This window comes from Lysinibacillus sp. NPDC098008, assembly GCF_044760715.1.
GTDB lineage: Bacteria > Bacillota > Bacilli > Bacillales_A > Planococcaceae > Lysinibacillus.
The window spans coordinates 20,955-37,056 of record NZ_JBIWBA010000017.1; the positions used below are offsets into that span (position 1 = coordinate 20,955).

The following is a 16,102-nucleotide window of genomic DNA, read 5'->3' on the forward strand; positions in this document are numbered from 1 at the left end:
TGATAAAAGAGCTGCTCCGATAGGTTTATGGAGCAGCTCTTTGTAGGAGCTGATATTTATGTAAGATGGTGGTGTTAACAGTCATTGCTTTATTGTTCCAGCAGATCGTTACGGGATGCTGCGGGTCAAGGTACGATAAATACGTTGAAAGGTCTTTTCTTGTTTTTTGAATATCTATTGTTCTGAGCAAATGGGGTGATTGGACAGGAAAGAGCCCTGTTTTAAAAAGAGCCTCTTTTAATGTCCAAAGCTCATAAAAAACGTGTGGAGGCTTATGATGAATTAGCTGCCATTCTTCCTCAGTTAGTGCATACTGCATTACATCTTGGCTTATAGGTTTTATCTCCTCAACATCAATTCCTACGCGCCCTTCCATCGCTAAGGCTAGAACAATCCAGTCACCAGAATGAGAAAGGTTAAAATCACCTTGCCAAAGCTTGTCTATAATATATGGGCGACCATATGTATTTTGTACAATATGGAATGCTGATTCATCAATGAACGGCTGTAATGCCCATTTAATTAGTGTATGGCCAAGCAATGCTCTTTGCCGATCCTGCCAGAGCCTATAGTGCATAATTTTTTGCTGAATATCAGAGGGAAGCGCTCTAAACAGCGTTTCCCATTCTGCTGATGTTAAAGGTGTGCCTAAAGGTAGTGCAAATAGTTGTATCGGATGTGCTATCATGTGACTGACATATGCTTTGGCCTAGGGAAGTAGCCTGCATCTATACCGTATTGAATCATTTGATAAATAAAGGCAGCATTTGGCACTGCACATTGAATGTTTGTTTGTGCTAGAAATTCGGTTGTTTTTTGGCAATTAAAGATAAATGGGGAATCACTAGGACCATCACCTTCTAGCTGTGCAATGGCTAATGATAAATATTCCTGTATTGCTTCAGCGTGCTCACTATGCAATAGCCAGTTTGTATAATCTGCTGCGGGCATCATTGTTACATGATAGCCAAGCTCTTTAATAATAGCGATAAATTCTACATAAGTCAGCGCTACAGGGTTGCATAAATGGAAGATATGTCCATTTGCTGCTGGTTGGCTAGCTAAGGCTACAAGTGCTTGGCTAGCATAATCAATTGGTGTGAAGTCAATATGCCACTGTGCAGTAGGTGCATTACCCAGGTAAAGCATAGCTTTAATCATACGATAAAAGGCATTATCATCCATATTACGCTGGAATTTGCCTGTTTTAGAATGACAGCTTAAATTGCCAACACGATAAATTGAAACAGGGATAGCATCATTGACAGCAAGGCGCACAAGGTTTTCTGCCTCTAGCTTACTTTGTGTATAAACATTGGCAAGCTTTCCATGATAATTAAAGTTACCTTGTGCTTCATGTTCTCCCCATTGAATAGCGGCAAGTTCCTCTGGTATACCCATTGTGGATACATAATGGAAATGAATGCCCTGTTTTTGTTTGGCTAGCTCTAGCAAATAACGAGTGCCATTGACATTGACATCATGAAAATGTGCAGTTGCTCCAAAATGGCGTACATCTGCTCCACAATGAATAATGGCATCAATTTCTTTCATAAGCATATGCTCATCTTTATTGGATAGGTGTAGCTTAGGTTTTCCTAAATCACCTTGTACAACTGTTACTCGCTCTTGCAGAAGTGAAGTGATTGTATCACCGAAATAAAATTGCATACTGTCCAATAGCTTAAGTTCAAGCGCTATATGTGCGCTTGGTCGAATTAAACAATAAATATGTGTATTGGTTGTTGTGAGCAGTTCGTATAGCACGTGGCTACCTAAATATCCTGTTGCACCTGTTAATAAAACGCTCTGCATTGGCAGTGGTGTTACAGTTTGCGAAATTGGGAGAGGGCTTGGCTCCATTAATTCTTTTATTGTGAGATTTGTTGGCTGTGACTGTATGTCAACAGCTTCAGGCTGGTAGCTACAAATATATTGATCGAGTTCTGCAATAGTTTGGTGTTGGAAGAAATCTTGAATTTTTAAAAATGGTATATGCTTTTTCACCTGTACAAGAATTTCGAGTATCTTTAAGGAATGACCACCAATATGGAAGAAATTATCGTGAATGCCGATTGGTTTAATGGCAAGCACATGCTCCCATGCAGCGATGAGCATACGCTGTGTATCATTTTCAGGCGCTATATATGGCTGGCTGCGAGATAATGCTACTTCAAGTGTAGTTAATTGCTTACGATCAATTTTTCCAGTTGGAGATAATGGCATTTCTGACAGCTTTATTAATCGTTCTGGAACCATATAATCAGGTAAAAATGCTGCTATATAGTTCTTTAACACAGCCTCATCTAGCTGGGTGCTACTAGCTGTTGTGTAATAGCCAAATAAATGATTATTACCATCAGCCATTTTTTTAGCAATAATGATAGCTTCTTGAATGTTAGGATGATGGCTTAAAATTGTTTCAATTTCCCCAAGCTCAATACGGAATCCTCGTACTTTAATTTGAGAATCTTTACGTCCAACAAATTCAATCACACCACTAGACAATAAACGGACTAAATCACCTGTGCGATACATTTTTTGGTCTGGCTTAAATAGATGGGGCACAAAAACCTCAGCCGTTTTTTCAGGCTGATGTAAATAACCTGCCGCTAGTCCAGCACCTGCAATATATAATTCACCGATTTCATTAATAGGACAGAGCTGTTCTTCAGTATTCACAACATACATTTCATAATTGGCAATAGGCTTACCAATAGGAATGCTTGATTGTATATCTGTTAGCGGGCTTGTTATTTTATAGTATGAGGACAATACCGTACATTCAGTTGGCCCATAAACATTAATAATTTCCGTTGATAGCCCGAATTTATCCTGCCATTTTTGTACAATAGCAGGCATTAGTGCTTCTCCACCTACAGATAAATAGCGAAGTGTTGTTAATTTCTCGCGGTATTCAGCAGGTAAATATGTAGCTAGCTGTGTAAAGAAAGCATTTGGTACAGTAGCAGTTGTGACCTTTTCGCGCGCAATCATATCCGCAAATGCCTCAATGGATAAACGCTCTTCGCTTGTTAGCATATGTAGTCTTGCTCCTGAAAAGAAGGCAGTAAACGTTTCTGTAACAGAAGGGTCGAAGCTGTAAGAGATAAACTGTGAATAAACATCTTCTTTAGTAGCATGATAGATTCTTTGATTGTCTGTTATTAAATTAATCACTGCACTATGCTTTAGCATGACACCCTTAGGCTTACCTGTTGAACCAGATGTGTAAATAATATAGGCTAAATCACTTGGAAGTATGTCAATATGTAAATCTTCCTTAGAAAAATCAGCTTTCATCTCATTAATGGTCAATACGGTGTGCGATTGGACATCATTATGTATAAAATCATTTAGTAATTCAGTATACTCACCTTTTGTCATAATAAATGATGCGCCTGTATCATTTAAAAGGTATTGACAACGTTCTTTTGGATAGCTTGGATCAATTGGAACATAAACACCGCCAGCTTTTAAAATGGCTAATAAACTAACGATGGTTTCCTTACTGCGTTCCATAAAAATAGCAACATAGTTTCCCTTTTGTAGTCCATTGGCAACTAACATATGAGCAATTTGATTGGATTGTTCATTTAGCTGGCGATAAGTTATCATCCCATCTTCAAAGGATAATGCGATACGATCGGCAAATTGCTGTGCTGCTTGATAAAATACTTTAGGGATGGATGCTGTTTTATCATAATCGGCATTTGTTTGATTTAATAGTTGATAAGCTAGTAAATCTTCTTGATGCAATAGTTGTGTACGATTGGATGGTAGAGCCCGTTGCTCAGAAAGCTGTGATGTAAATAAATCAAATTCTTGTTTTATATTCAATCATGACAACTCCTAGTTTAGAAAAGGGCAGTCACTTATAAAGGGGCACTGAAGCACTCCTTATAATGGCAGCCCTTTCTTTTTTATTTCACTACAAATGTATTGACAACATTTAATAATTCATCAGATAACTCGGATAATACTTGAGCTTCTTCTGAAACACGTTGAACTGTATTTAGCTGAGAAGCAGAAGTTTCCGCTACTGCACTTGTATGTTCTTTTGAATCAATAGAGAAGCTTTCCATATCTTTAACAGCTGATGTTACTTCTTGCATACCAGCAGCCATTTCCTCGATTGTGGCAGAAAGCTCTTGAATTTGTCCTGTCACATGGTGAATGGATGTTAATATTTGGCTAAATGATTTTTCGGAATTGTTAATCATGATAATACCATTATCGACCTCTTCTACAGCGCGAACCATAATATTAACCGATTCATTTGTATCTTGCTGAATGCGAGAAATAAGTGTTGAAATCTCTCTTGCAGATGCCTCTGATTGTTCAGCGAGCTTACGGACTTCATCAGCTACTACTGCAAAGCCACTGCCAGCTTCACCAGCACGAGCAGCTTCAATAGCTGCATTTAATGCAAGTAAATTTGTTTGAGAGGCAATGCCTGTAATAATGCCAACAATCTCTTCGATTTTGGTAGAATGCTCACCAAGCAATTTAACTGAAGCGGCAGATTGATTAACTGCCTCACTAATAGCATTCATTTGTGTAACAGATTTAGTTGTGGATTCATTGCCTTTTTCAGCTTCCTCAGAAGCTTGGATGGATGATTCCGAAATTTCATTCGATGTTTCCGCAATGCGCTGGATACCAATACTCATTTCCTCAATAGTAATTGTACTTTCTTTTGCCTTTTGAACTTGTAGGTCAGCACTACTAGCAATCTTCTGCATAGCAGAGGCTACGTGATTATAGGAGTCTGAGGCTTCCTGCATATTTGTTGATAAAACACTGGCTGTATTGGAAACACGAGCGGAAACATTTGTTGTACTTTTGATAACTGTTTTTAAATTATCAATCATCGAGTTAAAGTTTTGTGTCAGTGTTCCTACTTCATCCGTTGAAGTAACTGGTAATGGCTCAAGCTCTAAGTTACCCTCTGCTACTTTTTTAGATTGTAGAGAAAGCTGCTGAATAGGTGTTAATTTTTTTCTTAATAGTGTGTAGACAGCAATGGATGAACCAACTAAGAAAATAACAGTTACAACCAATATCCAAAGTGCCTCAGTCATCGCTTTGCCAGTGACCATTGATACATCATAGTCAATAGCATAGGCAGCTAACATAGAGCCATCTTCATCTAAAATAGGTGTAAGACCTGTTTTAAAGCTACCAAATTCATCTTTATATATATCTGTAGCAGTTGCTTCTTGTGCGTTAAAAACCTCTTTAATTCTTGCTAGAAAATCAGCAGAGATACCCATAGCAAGCATATCTTGGTTATATTCTGCCCCTAACTCTAAAATGCTAGTTGATAGTACAGGTGCATTGATCTTTTCGCCATCAACCGTAATGATATAAAGGTTTGTAATGCTTTCAGAGTGCTCATTAATCGTGTCCATTTCCTTTGTTAAACGAATAGCATCAGCATTATTAGCTGTCGGATTTTCTAAAATGGATTTCAATGTTTCGGTATCAACCGTTTTGGCTAAGATCATCCCTTTATCATAAAGTGATTGATCCATGTCTGCTAGGTTACTATTTCTTACTATATAATAAGAAAGACCTAAAGTAACTAAACCGAATAATAATAAAATACTTACCATAATAGCGGTTAACTTTGTACTAATGGACATATTGCGCTTCTTCCCTTTTGTCATACTGCTCCTCCTTATATCATTAAATAAATCTAAAAATATTTGATGTTACATTAATAGAAGTTCACATGTCCCATAGTTTATAAATGTAAAATAAGATATTTATCTCTATATATTAAACAACTATACTGCCAAAAAAAATGATTCACAACCCCAAAAACTTACTATTTAAAGCTTGCAATAGCAAAAATAAATAGAATAATTTGATTCTTTAGTCCTTTATTTTTATGATTTATGCATTATATATGCAAAAAGTAAATAATTAATAGTATAAAAGCGAAGCTCGATTTAATTACACCTAAAATCAGCTATTGGATAAAAGTGAATTACGGTTTTATTTATAGGTATTTCGACTTGTGTTGTCGGCGTGAATAAATTAGAAAATGGAATAATTTTATTTTTTTGGAATAATAAAAAGATGAGAAGATACAATTTGATTATTCCATGAAAAAAAGCTTCCACCGTTCTTTACAAGAACGAGAGGAAAGCCTTCTTTTATTACCGTGAGTTACCAAAGATTCCTGGCAATATATTTGGCAAACCGGGGATTAAAGGTGGTGGATAATTAGGATAGTGTCCTCCTGGATATGGAGCTGGTGGGAATGGTGATGGATATGGGTACGGTGGATAAGGCTGTGGTGGATAGGAATGCGGCGGATATGGGCGTGGTGGATATGAAGGAGGATAAGAGCCGCCATGTTGTGGTGTTCCTGTACCTGCCGCTGTAATTTGACTAACATCAACTGTCACCAATTGTCCATTATCTAGCTGGATTTCAGCCGTTCTACCTCTTGAACCAAATGTTCGAATCAATGTACCTGAATACGTACCAGTTGGAAGTGAAACCCATATTTTCATGCCCGGATGAAATTGTTTGTTAAAATCTTCGGGAGCTAATCGAGGATAAACCAATAAAACACACCTTTCTTTATTTTTTCTACTATATGCCTATACGGATGATTGTCATAGGCTAAAAACTAACATGGTTATAAAACAGCATAATTTTCCTTATACTAGGTGAAAAAAGCTAAAGGATGTTTAGCAAATGGCAATCATCAAAGTGAAAAAAATAACTATGCAAAATTTACGAAATGTAGGGCATGGTGAACTTGTACTTACGGTGAGTTTTGATACATTTCTACAGGCAAATGTTGTTGGCTTGTATGGACAAAATGGCTCAGGCAAAACGACCATTGTAGACGCATTTGCGTTATTAAAAACGCTGCTTTCAGGTGATAGCAAGCTACCTGCACAGAACAAACGCTTAATTATGGCTGGGGAGCAAACAGCAAGCCTTGATTTCGAATTTTTAGTGGAGAATGAATTTGGCACATTTTTTGTCTTCTATTATGTGGAGCTACAGGAGGATCAGCATCGACTCTATCCAATAGTAGAACGTCTTTCTTATAAAGAAAATATTAAAGGCAAGCGTGCTAAAGTTTTAATGGCTGTCACAGAGCAGGATGTGCATATTCGAAAATCAAGTCTAGCGAATATTAATGAGGAAGTACGCATTCAATTACTTGTCCTTCAACAGTTAGCAAGAAAGCAATATCAATCTTTTTTATTCCATAAAGATTTACAGCCTTTCGTACAAGCACGACTTTCTGAACAGGAAATACAGCTATTGCACAATATTGCTATTGATTTTAATCGTGATTTACATGTTGTGAATACGCAAAATATCGCGCCATTATTTGAAGAACGAATGATGCCCTTTAGTATTCATCTAGAAAAAACAAGAGGTCTTATTCCTTATGATTTAAAGGGACCAGCCTTATTGCCAGAGGATGCCTTTTACGCGCTCTGCGAGGTAATTGAGCAAAGCAATCGTGTGCTATCGGCGATTATTCCAGAGCTAACCATCAAGATTAATGTGATTACAAAGCAGACGCTGGATAGTGGTGAGCAGGGTATGCGCTTTGAATTTTTATCCCAGCGTGGTGAGCAAGCATTGCCCTTACGCACAGAGTCAGAGGGGATTTTAAAAATTATCGCCATTCTTAGCGTGCTGATTGCTGTTTACAATAACCCTAATGCTTGTGTTGTTATTGATGAGTTAGATTCAGGTATTTTTGAATATTTGCTAGGGGAGCTGTTAACAGTGATAGATGAGGATGGAAAAGGGCAGCTTATTTTTACATCCCATAATCTACGTGTGTTAGAGGTGTTAGCAATTAACAATCTATGGTTTACAACAACAAATGATAATCATCGTTATATACAGTTAAAAGGTATGAAAGAAGCAAATAACGCAAGAGATGCATATCTTCGTGCCATTCAGCTTGGTGGGCAGGATGAGGAGCTTTATAAGGAAACAAAAACATTTAAAATAAAGCGTGCCTTTCGTAAAGCGGGTGTACAGCATGACTAAAAAGGTGCTATTAATTATTGTTGAAGGGCAGACAGAGCAAGTTATTTTAGAGGATTATTTAGATGCCCATTTTGCAAATTCGACCATACGCTTTGATGTGCAGCGTGAGGATATGTTAACAAAATGGGATAAGCATAAGCGTGTGCCCAATATTAAAAATAGTGTTGTACAAGCGATTCAAAGTTATTTAGAAAAATATAAGTTTTTAGCAAAGGATTTAACAGCCGTTGTCCATATTACAGATGCAGATGGTTGTTTTATTGCGCCTGAATATGTCAAGGTAGATGAGAGTATTAAGCAAAATCTATTTTATACAGAGGATGCGATCTTAGTAAAGTCAGCTAAGCGCAAGGAGCAAATTGAACAGCGCAATGAAATGAAGGCCAAGAATGCCAAGATTTTAATTGCCCATGACCATTTTAGCATTCAACGTTTGCAAGTGCCTTATCAGCTTTTTTATTTTTCTACAAACTTAGAGCATGTATTATGGGATGAACGCAATGAAATTGCAACAGAGAAAATTCAAAAAGCGGATGCCTTTATCGAAAATCTATCAGGTACGATTGAGGACTATTTAAAAGCATATGTGCCAGTAGATGCGATGCTACCTTACAAGGAAAAAATGCGCAAAAGCTGGGGACATTTAATGGAAGGCTGTCATTCATTACAGCGAGGAACGAATGTACCACTATTATTTGATATGATTAAAACGGATGAACAATAAAAACAGGTGATCTTTCATAATCACCTGTTTTTGCTATACATATTTTTAACTCATTTGTTCATAGCTACGAATATGACCTAGTATGGCTGGGTCTTTTATTTTTGTATCTTCACTTAGTAATAACAGCTTTGACATAATTTCAGCCGTGCGTGGGTCATCATCTACCATTGGCAGGAAAATACGTCCGCGATGCTGAGCTGGCACAGCGATAATGGGAATCATTGAGCCGCCCACTTGGTGTACGACGCCACTGCCTAGATGTAAGGAATAGCTGGCAAGTTTTCCTGTAATAAGCGCATGCTGCTTTTTCACTTCTACATTGCTTAGCTTTAGTAATTTCACTAATTCCTCAACAATAACACTGCGCATTTCAATGGTAGAATGACTTGCCTCAGGGTCTACACCACCAATATGCGCAACACTTACAACAAGATCAATATCACGCATAACCTCAGAGAATATCGTTGCAGGAATAGTATCTAAAGCGATATTTTTGCCTGTTAAGCGATCATAGAAATAAACGCCTTCAATCGTAGGTGCTTCAATTTCTGCTGGTGTAAACCAATCTGCCTGTGCATAGAGAGATGCCACAATATTTTCCTTATAATAAACTTTACGCGGTCCACTTTCATAGCTAATTTGCCAGCCTCGTGTTTTTAACAACGCTACTGCTTGTGATGGATTTACCTGATGTCCTGCATAGCGTGATGATTGCTTTTGCCCCTTTTCATCAGCATTAATGATATACAGCTCACGGAATACTTGCTTAAATGGTTGCTGTATTTTATGTTCAAATAGATAGGCTTGCCATTGTCGCCATTGCCCACTTTCAAGCAGGTGGTAGGGATGCGCGATTTTTAAAGTTGCTGTTGGTGCAAGTGGCATAATATCTGCTGATACTAATTGCAAGCCCTCTGAAGTAAGCATGCCAAGATGCTCATTACATTTAAAGACTAGCTTTTGTAAAAGAGGTGCTAAAATTGGATGATCTAATAAATGGAGAAGCTCCTCAGCAGGGAATACCGTTTCTATTTCCATTGCTTGCTCAAGTGCTGGACGTGCTCGTTTATATTGTTCTTGTAATTCCTTGCGTGCTTCCTGCAAGGCAACAACATCCGCATGTTTTTTAAGTGCGGCAGGAATATTTTTTAAACGCTTGCCATTCTTTTCAACAATAATTGTAACAGAGGCATCCTCCTCAATTTGTAAATAAGCAGTAATTTGTTCAATAGACTGTGCTGTCAATAAATGCTTAATATCGTTAAAGGCAAATAGCTCCATACGCCATATAAAGCGTGTTGTTTCGCCATCTCCCGCATTACGTGCTAAGTTTTCTAACGCAATACTTGCGGCACGTGCCTCACTTGCACGGCGTTGCGCGCCAAATTGCTTACTTTCCTTTAAAAACTGCTGGATAAATTGATAGCGTGTAAGAGCGTCTTTTTTATCTGATTTGTTTAATGGAATTAGTCCAAGCGCACGTAGCTTATCTTTATTGCGCTTATCCTGAATTTCCTCCATTAATGGCTTTGGACGCAGCTTACCAATGGCTGTGTCTGCATAGAGCTGTGCACGACGATGGTTAGCTCCCTCTGATGCATATTTCGCTGCATCATAAACGAGCTGGAATTTTTTTGCCCCAAGTGTTTGGTAGGCATTTTGGAACCAAGCTAAATCAAACGCACCATCACTAAAATCCTCAGCAGGGATGCTTGAGAACAGGGCGATTTGATCTTTAGCGAAATCTGTTAAAGAATCCGTTGTATGGGCGATGAAGTACCAAGCAGATTCCTTTAATCCTTCCCAGCCAATTACTTCGCTAACAAGGTCTATCCAATGCTGGTTATACATCATTGCCTCAATTAAGCGCTCGGTGGAAATATCTGTTTGCTGCCATGCTACTTTTAATTGCTGTGCCGTATCCTCTTTGTGAGGATAACAGCTTGTTAGTAATTGAGAAAATACATCCTTTTTCGTTTCAGCCTGCCAAATATAGCCTCGTGCAAGCTTTTCACCATCAAGAGCCTGTAAAATTTTTAAGAAATAATCAATACCTTCTATATAGGCAATACTACTAACAAGCTTAGTAACGGCTGTAGGTGTATCACCACGTTTAAGCTCTATAGACAAAATACGGTCAATCGCTTGTTCACGAATGGTTAATAGCATTGATAAATCTTCAAATGATTTTTCATAACGCTCTAATAGTCTACTTGGCTCAATCAATATGTCAGAAGCTAGCGTATTTGTAAAGATTGCCTCATATAAATGATCCTGTGTAAACAGACCAACTTGCAGACCATCTAAGTATTGGAAAAGTGTTAAATTATATAGATTTGGACGATAATGCTCTTTTGGTAGGCGCTTTGTGAGTTCCTCATTAATGGCTAGCATTTTAATATATTCTCCATAAGTTGAGTAGTCAGCTAGGCAACGATCTACAAATAGTTGAATCACATCTAAATCAATAATTGTCAATGTAGCACGGTAGTAATAATAGCTGTTATCTCGTATATTAATTTGCCATTGCTCAGCAGAAAGTTGCTGTAAGAGCTGTAGCATAATACCAACTGCCTGCTCAAAGCTGTTAAATGCTGGCGAGTGCTGTTCTAATAAAGTGATTGCTTCCTTATGCAACACGGATTCTTCCTCAATATGTTTGTTATCCTGCATAAGCACAGCAAAGATTTGTTCAAGCGTATATTTATGCTTTAAAGCATTAAATTTGGCGATATTCTTTTTGATTTCTTCATAATGGAAGAAGGGAGCAATTAGCGTATGAGCTTCCTCTGTAAGATCTTGAGCAGTAGGATATTCGTATAGGTCATTGTAAAAGTTAAAATAGGCTAAATCTTCACAGCTAAACATAGATGTTTGAATCCATTGCACAATTTTCTCTGGTATTGGATGCACATCAAGATTTGCTTGGTGCTGATTAGTTGTTTTAGTAGCTATCAAACTATATCTTTGACCTAATGTTGTCGTAATTGTTGTGTCATTCCATTGATAGGTTTCATACTCATAATCAGCATTTTCATCAAGGATGTGAATAAGCTGCTCAAGTTTATGCAGTAGCTTTGTAACATCGTATTGAAAGAATTTCTCTAATGGTGTTGGTGATTGTACATATAATGGAACAAGCTGCTGCCAAGGTTCGCCAGCATTCATATTAATCGCTCCGCTAGTAATGCTGTCATATTGAACAGGAGGGTGTGGCGTATATAAGCCATAGCCATTATGCTCATTATATTCTGGTACATCCTGTGTCACTAGCTGATCTAATAGCACTTGCTCGTTCTTTGTTACTTTTGGCAATAATGCACAAAGAGCAATAATTTGCTCATTTGCTATAGCAGATTTTTTGGAGGCCTCTAGCAATAATTCAAGCCCTCCAAGACGCTTTAATTGCTTACGATCTTTAATCAATCTTTCAGCGCTTTGTAAAACACTGTCCTGCGGCTGTACCTTTAGGAGTGAAATTGCTTCTTTACGTAGAGCCCCTGATTTATTAGCTAATAAATCTTCAATTTTTAATATTTCATCTGTCGTTGGTGTTAGCTCGTGTATTTTCTTAAGTGCGATGGAGCGATTAATGGAGCTTCGATCGCGTAGAGAGCTAAAGAGAAATTCACGCTGTCCCTGTGTTGTTGGGTGCAGACAGTAAATATTTAGTAAACCAATTCTGCTCGTTGGTGAATAGGAATCTGCCTGTGCAATAATTCGTTGGAACAATGCTTCATCCTGTACATGATGTGCCAAAATAATTTGGATGGAAACTAAGTCCTCTAATAATAGATGTACAAAGACAAAGGGTAATGGCTTCCCTGTAATTGTAAGTCCTTCTTTAGAGATTTCACTTTTTGCCCATTCAATCTGCTCAAAAAATGGATATTCAATCCCTTGTAGCTGAACATTTTCCTGCATAAAGCTTTGCAACGTTTTATCCCAATCATTATCTTGAGCATACTCACTATTAATATAGTGATTGGCATAAATAAAATTGCCCCATGCAAAAGCAAACAACTCAATATCCTTTGTCGTTAAAATCAGTTCCTTTACATATGGTGCTGTAAAGGGAATCTTAGATAGATTTTTTAAAAAGGCAAGTGCTGTAAGCTGAATATGTTTGTCGCGCTTCAATAGCTCAGGCAGCACAGCATCAAGCTTTGTATAATCTTTTGTGGAGATTGCCCAAAGTGCAACGAAAATATCAATTGTACGCTCGCTTTGTAATAATTCTTCAGTAAAGCTATCCTCCTCGATTGCCTGAATAGCTAAAGATAATACTTCCTCTGTTATCTTTTGATTATCAAAGCTATTATAGCCAAGCCCCATCCATGTATCGATTGCACGAATAACAGAGGAGAAGCGTGTAAGCTTATGCTCTTGAATAAGCTTCATCATTTTCAACTGTGCCTCAAGATTACCATGGTCGATATTTTCCACAATAGCTTGTCGTAGCCCTTCTTGACGTGCTGCCGCTACAAGTAGTTTACCAAGTGCCTCGTGCATGCGTGTATTCGTTGATTTAAAAATGCCACGAATAAGTGGATAACCAAAAAAGCTACTGCGATGCTCATCAAATAAAATACTCTCAACTGCCTCTTCAATCAAAGTATTTTGTAAGGATAGCTCTTCAGCAAGCAATTGCTCAAAAACTGTAAAATCAATTACCTTTATCTTGTCTTTTTTCAAAACATAGGCATGATAGTTTGGATATGTTCCATGTTCATATTGCTGATGCTTAGTCAACAGCTCCTGCAAACTAATTTCCTCAAACGTTAGCATTTCTTCTATTAGTTGAAGGCATTGAAAAAGGTGATCTTGTACAGGCTGAGCTGAGCGGAATGATCGACGCAAAATACCTGTTTGAAACATAGTTGTGTCAAACCGTAGTGCTAGCGTTTTAATTGTATTTGCGCGTTCCTGTGAAGAAAAAAGGGTAAGCACATCAAAGAATGGTCCATTAAAGAGTTCCTGAAGTGTTTGGTAGTGCTGTGTGGCAATTAACCGTTCAATATCATCGTCACGGTTGTCCATATATTTGAATAAGGCTGTTGCTAGTGGCTGTATAGCTGTAGGTGCGGTATCGACTATATGTTGAAAATGCGTTTTTTGTTCATGTGATAATGTCATAAAAGCCCCTCCTTACCAAATGCGTCCTGCAAGCATTGATAGTTTAATAAATGTAAAAACATCGTCTTCCTGTATGGTTAATGGTGTAGCGAGTGATTGCATGGCTTCCTCATGATGAAGCACTAAAAATAACTCATCCTCAAAAGCTTGTAGCATTGTGGAGATGGCTTGGTCAACCTGTTGTATAGTGCTGTTTTTCTTCTCTCCAAAATGTACTTTGCCATATTGGGCTGCCTCTTCCAATTGCTGGTTTGTTAAATCGAGGTAAAGCGGTGTATCAACTATTTTTTCGTTATATCGCTGTACCTCTTGTGTGACAAGCTGAATAAGCAAATCTTGTAATGTTGTGACAGGCTCCTCGATAAAAAATGGGATTTGTTGAAGCTTACGTGATTTCTTACCGATGACTTTTTGTTGGTAAAATAAACGCAACCTAACACCTCCTTATCATAGCTTCATTATACAAGAGCGATAACTGCAAAAAGAATAAGGCATATGATGCTAGTTCTACAAAAATTTTGTGGGAAATGTGTAACAAAAAAGGCTATGCTACGACTTATTTGTAAGGTAAAAAGGGGGTGAAGCTTTGCCGAAGAATACGCTTAAAATAGAACGTTTGTACGACTTATATCATCGAGATGTGTATCATTTTGCGCTTTATTATACGAATAGCCGAGAGGAAGCAGAGGATATTACACAGGAAACATTTTTCAAGGTGCTAAAGCAATTAGATAAGTTGAGGAACAAAGAAAAGGTTAAAACATGGATTTTATCCATTGCTCGCAATACAGCGATGGATATACATAGAAAGCAAAAAATAAAGCGTCTTTTACTTGAGAAGCTTAGCTGGCAGCCATCTATAAAGGACGTGCCAAAGCCCTTGGAGGTCGTTGAGCAGCGTGAGCAATGGCAATTCATTCAGGAGGCATTAATGACATTAAAATCGCATGATCGCACAATTATTATTTGTCGTATGTTAAAGGACTACACCATTCAGGAAACAGCAGCGATATTGGGGATTTCAGAGGTAAAGGTACGTGTCGACTTTCACCGAGCAATGACAAGGCTTCGAAAAAGGGTGGGGAGGGATGATTTATGAAATATAAAATAAAGCGCCCCGATTTAGAGCCAAATAAGCAGTTTTCAAAACAATTACGACAAGCCTTAATAAGCAACCAGCGACAAAAAAGGAAACGATTTTCGCTACCAGCCATGCTTACACTTGCAGTAACATTCGCAACGCTCGCCTTTTTAGTACTCGTTATAACAGGGCAATCATTGGAACGAAAGCAAGCTGCTAAAGTTTTGTATGGAGAGGGAAATTTATTTGGAAACGTTATGCTTATTGTTGCAATGCTTGGACTATTATTGTTTATCGTCTTGGTTTATTACAAGGGATTAACAAAGGGCAAGCTTGTTTATATGACGTTTTCATTATCATTGATCGCATGGTTAGGAAATATCATTTATGCAGAGCAATATAAGGAGGAGCAAATCGAACAGCCTGCCACAATTAAGGATCAACAAGAAAGCACATTGCTGAAGGGGCAAACATATAAGGAGGGGGAGCAATGAAAAATCCATATGTATATTTATCGAATGGTTTCGCCTTTATCTTTTTGGATTTACACTTTTTTTGGATACCAGATATTTTACCAGATTTTCTTGGCTATTTATTTTTTATAGTTGGTATTCATTTGTTACCAGCCTTCCATAATTTAAAACGCTGGACAAAGAACTTTGCTATTATTTTAATGGTATTGTCCTTTATTGTAGAGATTGCTCAATGGTTTGGACTGGAAATATTTCAAGGGATTAGCACACAGTTTATACAGTTTTTGTTTATTGTTTTTATGTACTATGTGTTTCAATTATTGCTATATATGTATCGAAATGAGCCATTAGAAGCGAAAACCTTTAAAGCCTATCAAATTTTTATGATATGTATGCTAGGAGGCTTTGTTGTTCAAGCTTTTGCTATCAATATAGAGGCGAGTATACGAGATATAATTAGCTTCCTAGGCTCTCTGGCACAGCTTAGTGCATTTGTAGTAGTTAATTATTATTACAGAGTCTGTTATAAAAATATTGAGCAAGAAAAATCCATTCGCTTTTAGTGGCGATGGATTTTTTTGTAAGACATCTTTTCCATATAGCTATCATAAGGTTTATAAGTGTGATTGTATCATGTTAGAAGGA

11 protein-coding genes are annotated in these 16,102 nt (G+C 37.6%); 5 read left to right on the forward strand and 6 right to left on the reverse strand.

Annotation, left to right across the window (positions count from 1 at the left end; genetic code table 11):
• Positions 1-25 precede the first annotated feature (25 nt).
• The 4 genes from ACIQVU_RS14160 to ACIQVU_RS14175 form a co-directional block, all read right to left on the reverse strand.
• On the reverse strand, positions 26-688 hold the full coding sequence (locus ACIQVU_RS14160) for a 4'-phosphopantetheinyl transferase family protein (RefSeq protein ID WP_340807854.1): 663 nt from the start codon (positions 686-688) through the stop codon (positions 26-28).
• Positions 685-3,840 (reverse strand): amino acid adenylation domain-containing protein, encoded by a 3,156-nt coding sequence (locus ACIQVU_RS14165; protein ID WP_402896069.1) that lies wholly within the window; start codon positions 3,838-3,840, stop codon positions 685-687. Before ACIQVU_RS14165 ends, ACIQVU_RS14160 begins: the two co-directional genes overlap by 4 nt.
• A gap of 83 nt (positions 3,841-3,923) precedes the next feature.
• On the reverse strand, positions 3,924-5,672 hold the full coding sequence (locus ACIQVU_RS14170; RefSeq protein ID WP_402896071.1) for a methyl-accepting chemotaxis protein: 1,749 nt from the start codon (positions 5,670-5,672) through the stop codon (positions 3,924-3,926).
• Positions 5,673-6,167: 495 nt separating this feature from the next.
• Positions 6,168-6,581, reverse strand: coding sequence for a hypothetical protein (locus tag ACIQVU_RS14175; protein WP_402896073.1), 414 nt, complete (start codon positions 6,579-6,581; stop codon positions 6,168-6,170).
• Positions 6,582-6,714: 133 nt separating this feature from the next.
• Here ACIQVU_RS14175 and ACIQVU_RS14180 point away from each other — a divergent pair, with 133 nt between their 5' ends.
• Positions 6,715-8,043, forward strand: coding sequence for an AAA family ATPase (locus ACIQVU_RS14180; RefSeq protein ID WP_402896075.1), 1,329 nt, complete (start codon positions 6,715-6,717; stop codon positions 8,041-8,043).
• On the forward strand, positions 8,036-8,767 hold the full coding sequence (locus tag ACIQVU_RS14185) for a hypothetical protein (protein ID WP_340807846.1): 732 nt from the start codon (positions 8,036-8,038) through the stop codon (positions 8,765-8,767). The genes ACIQVU_RS14180 and ACIQVU_RS14185 overlap by 8 nt, the downstream gene beginning before the upstream one ends.
• Positions 8,768-8,812: 45 nt before the next feature.
• On the opposite strand, the gene ACIQVU_RS14190 is transcribed toward ACIQVU_RS14185, so the two are convergent.
• Positions 8,813-13,903 (reverse strand): DUF4132 domain-containing protein, encoded by a 5,091-nt coding sequence (locus ACIQVU_RS14190; RefSeq protein ID WP_402896077.1) that lies wholly within the window; start codon positions 13,901-13,903, stop codon positions 8,813-8,815.
• 12 nt (positions 13,904-13,915) lie between these two features.
• Positions 13,916-14,335, reverse strand: coding sequence for a hypothetical protein (locus ACIQVU_RS14195; protein ID WP_340807841.1), 420 nt, complete (start codon positions 14,333-14,335; stop codon positions 13,916-13,918).
• 154 nt (positions 14,336-14,489) lie between these two features.
• Between ACIQVU_RS14195 and ACIQVU_RS14200 the strand changes: the two genes are divergently transcribed.
• From ACIQVU_RS14200 to ACIQVU_RS14210, 3 genes are read left to right on the forward strand one after another with little or no spacing between them, the layout of a single operon-like run.
• Positions 14,490-15,002, forward strand: coding sequence for an RNA polymerase sigma factor (locus tag ACIQVU_RS14200; RefSeq protein WP_340807840.1), 513 nt, complete (start codon positions 14,490-14,492; stop codon positions 15,000-15,002).
• Complete coding sequence (locus tag ACIQVU_RS14205) at positions 14,999-15,478, forward strand: hypothetical protein (protein WP_340807839.1); 480 nt, start codon at positions 14,999-15,001, stop codon at positions 15,476-15,478. The genes ACIQVU_RS14200 and ACIQVU_RS14205 overlap by 4 nt, the downstream gene beginning before the upstream one ends.
• Entirely contained in the window at positions 15,475-16,020 is a 546-nt protein-coding gene (locus tag ACIQVU_RS14210; RefSeq protein WP_340807837.1) for a hypothetical protein, read from the forward strand. Before ACIQVU_RS14205 ends, ACIQVU_RS14210 begins: the two co-directional genes overlap by 4 nt.
• Positions 16,021-16,102: the final 82 nt, after the last annotated feature.

Coding starts and splice junctions, on each gene's coding strand:
- ACIQVU_RS14170 (WP_402896071.1), bottom strand. CDS start 5,672: ATGACAAAAGGGAAGAAGCGCAATATGTCCATTAGTACAAAGTTAACC.
- ACIQVU_RS14190 (WP_402896077.1), bottom strand. CDS start 13,903: ATGACATTATCACATGAACAAAAAACGCATTTTCAACATATAGTCGAT.
- ACIQVU_RS14160 (WP_340807854.1), bottom strand. CDS start 688: ATGATAGCACATCCGATACAACTATTTGCACTACCTTTAGGCACACCT.
- ACIQVU_RS14205 (WP_340807839.1), top strand. CDS start 14,999: ATGAAATATAAAATAAAGCGCCCCGATTTAGAGCCAAATAAGCAGTTT.
- ACIQVU_RS14210 (WP_340807837.1), top strand. CDS start 15,475: ATGAAAAATCCATATGTATATTTATCGAATGGTTTCGCCTTTATCTTT.
- ACIQVU_RS14185 (WP_340807846.1), top strand. CDS start 8,036: ATGACTAAAAAGGTGCTATTAATTATTGTTGAAGGGCAGACAGAGCAA.
- ACIQVU_RS14180 (WP_402896075.1), top strand. CDS start 6,715: ATGGCAATCATCAAAGTGAAAAAAATAACTATGCAAAATTTACGAAAT.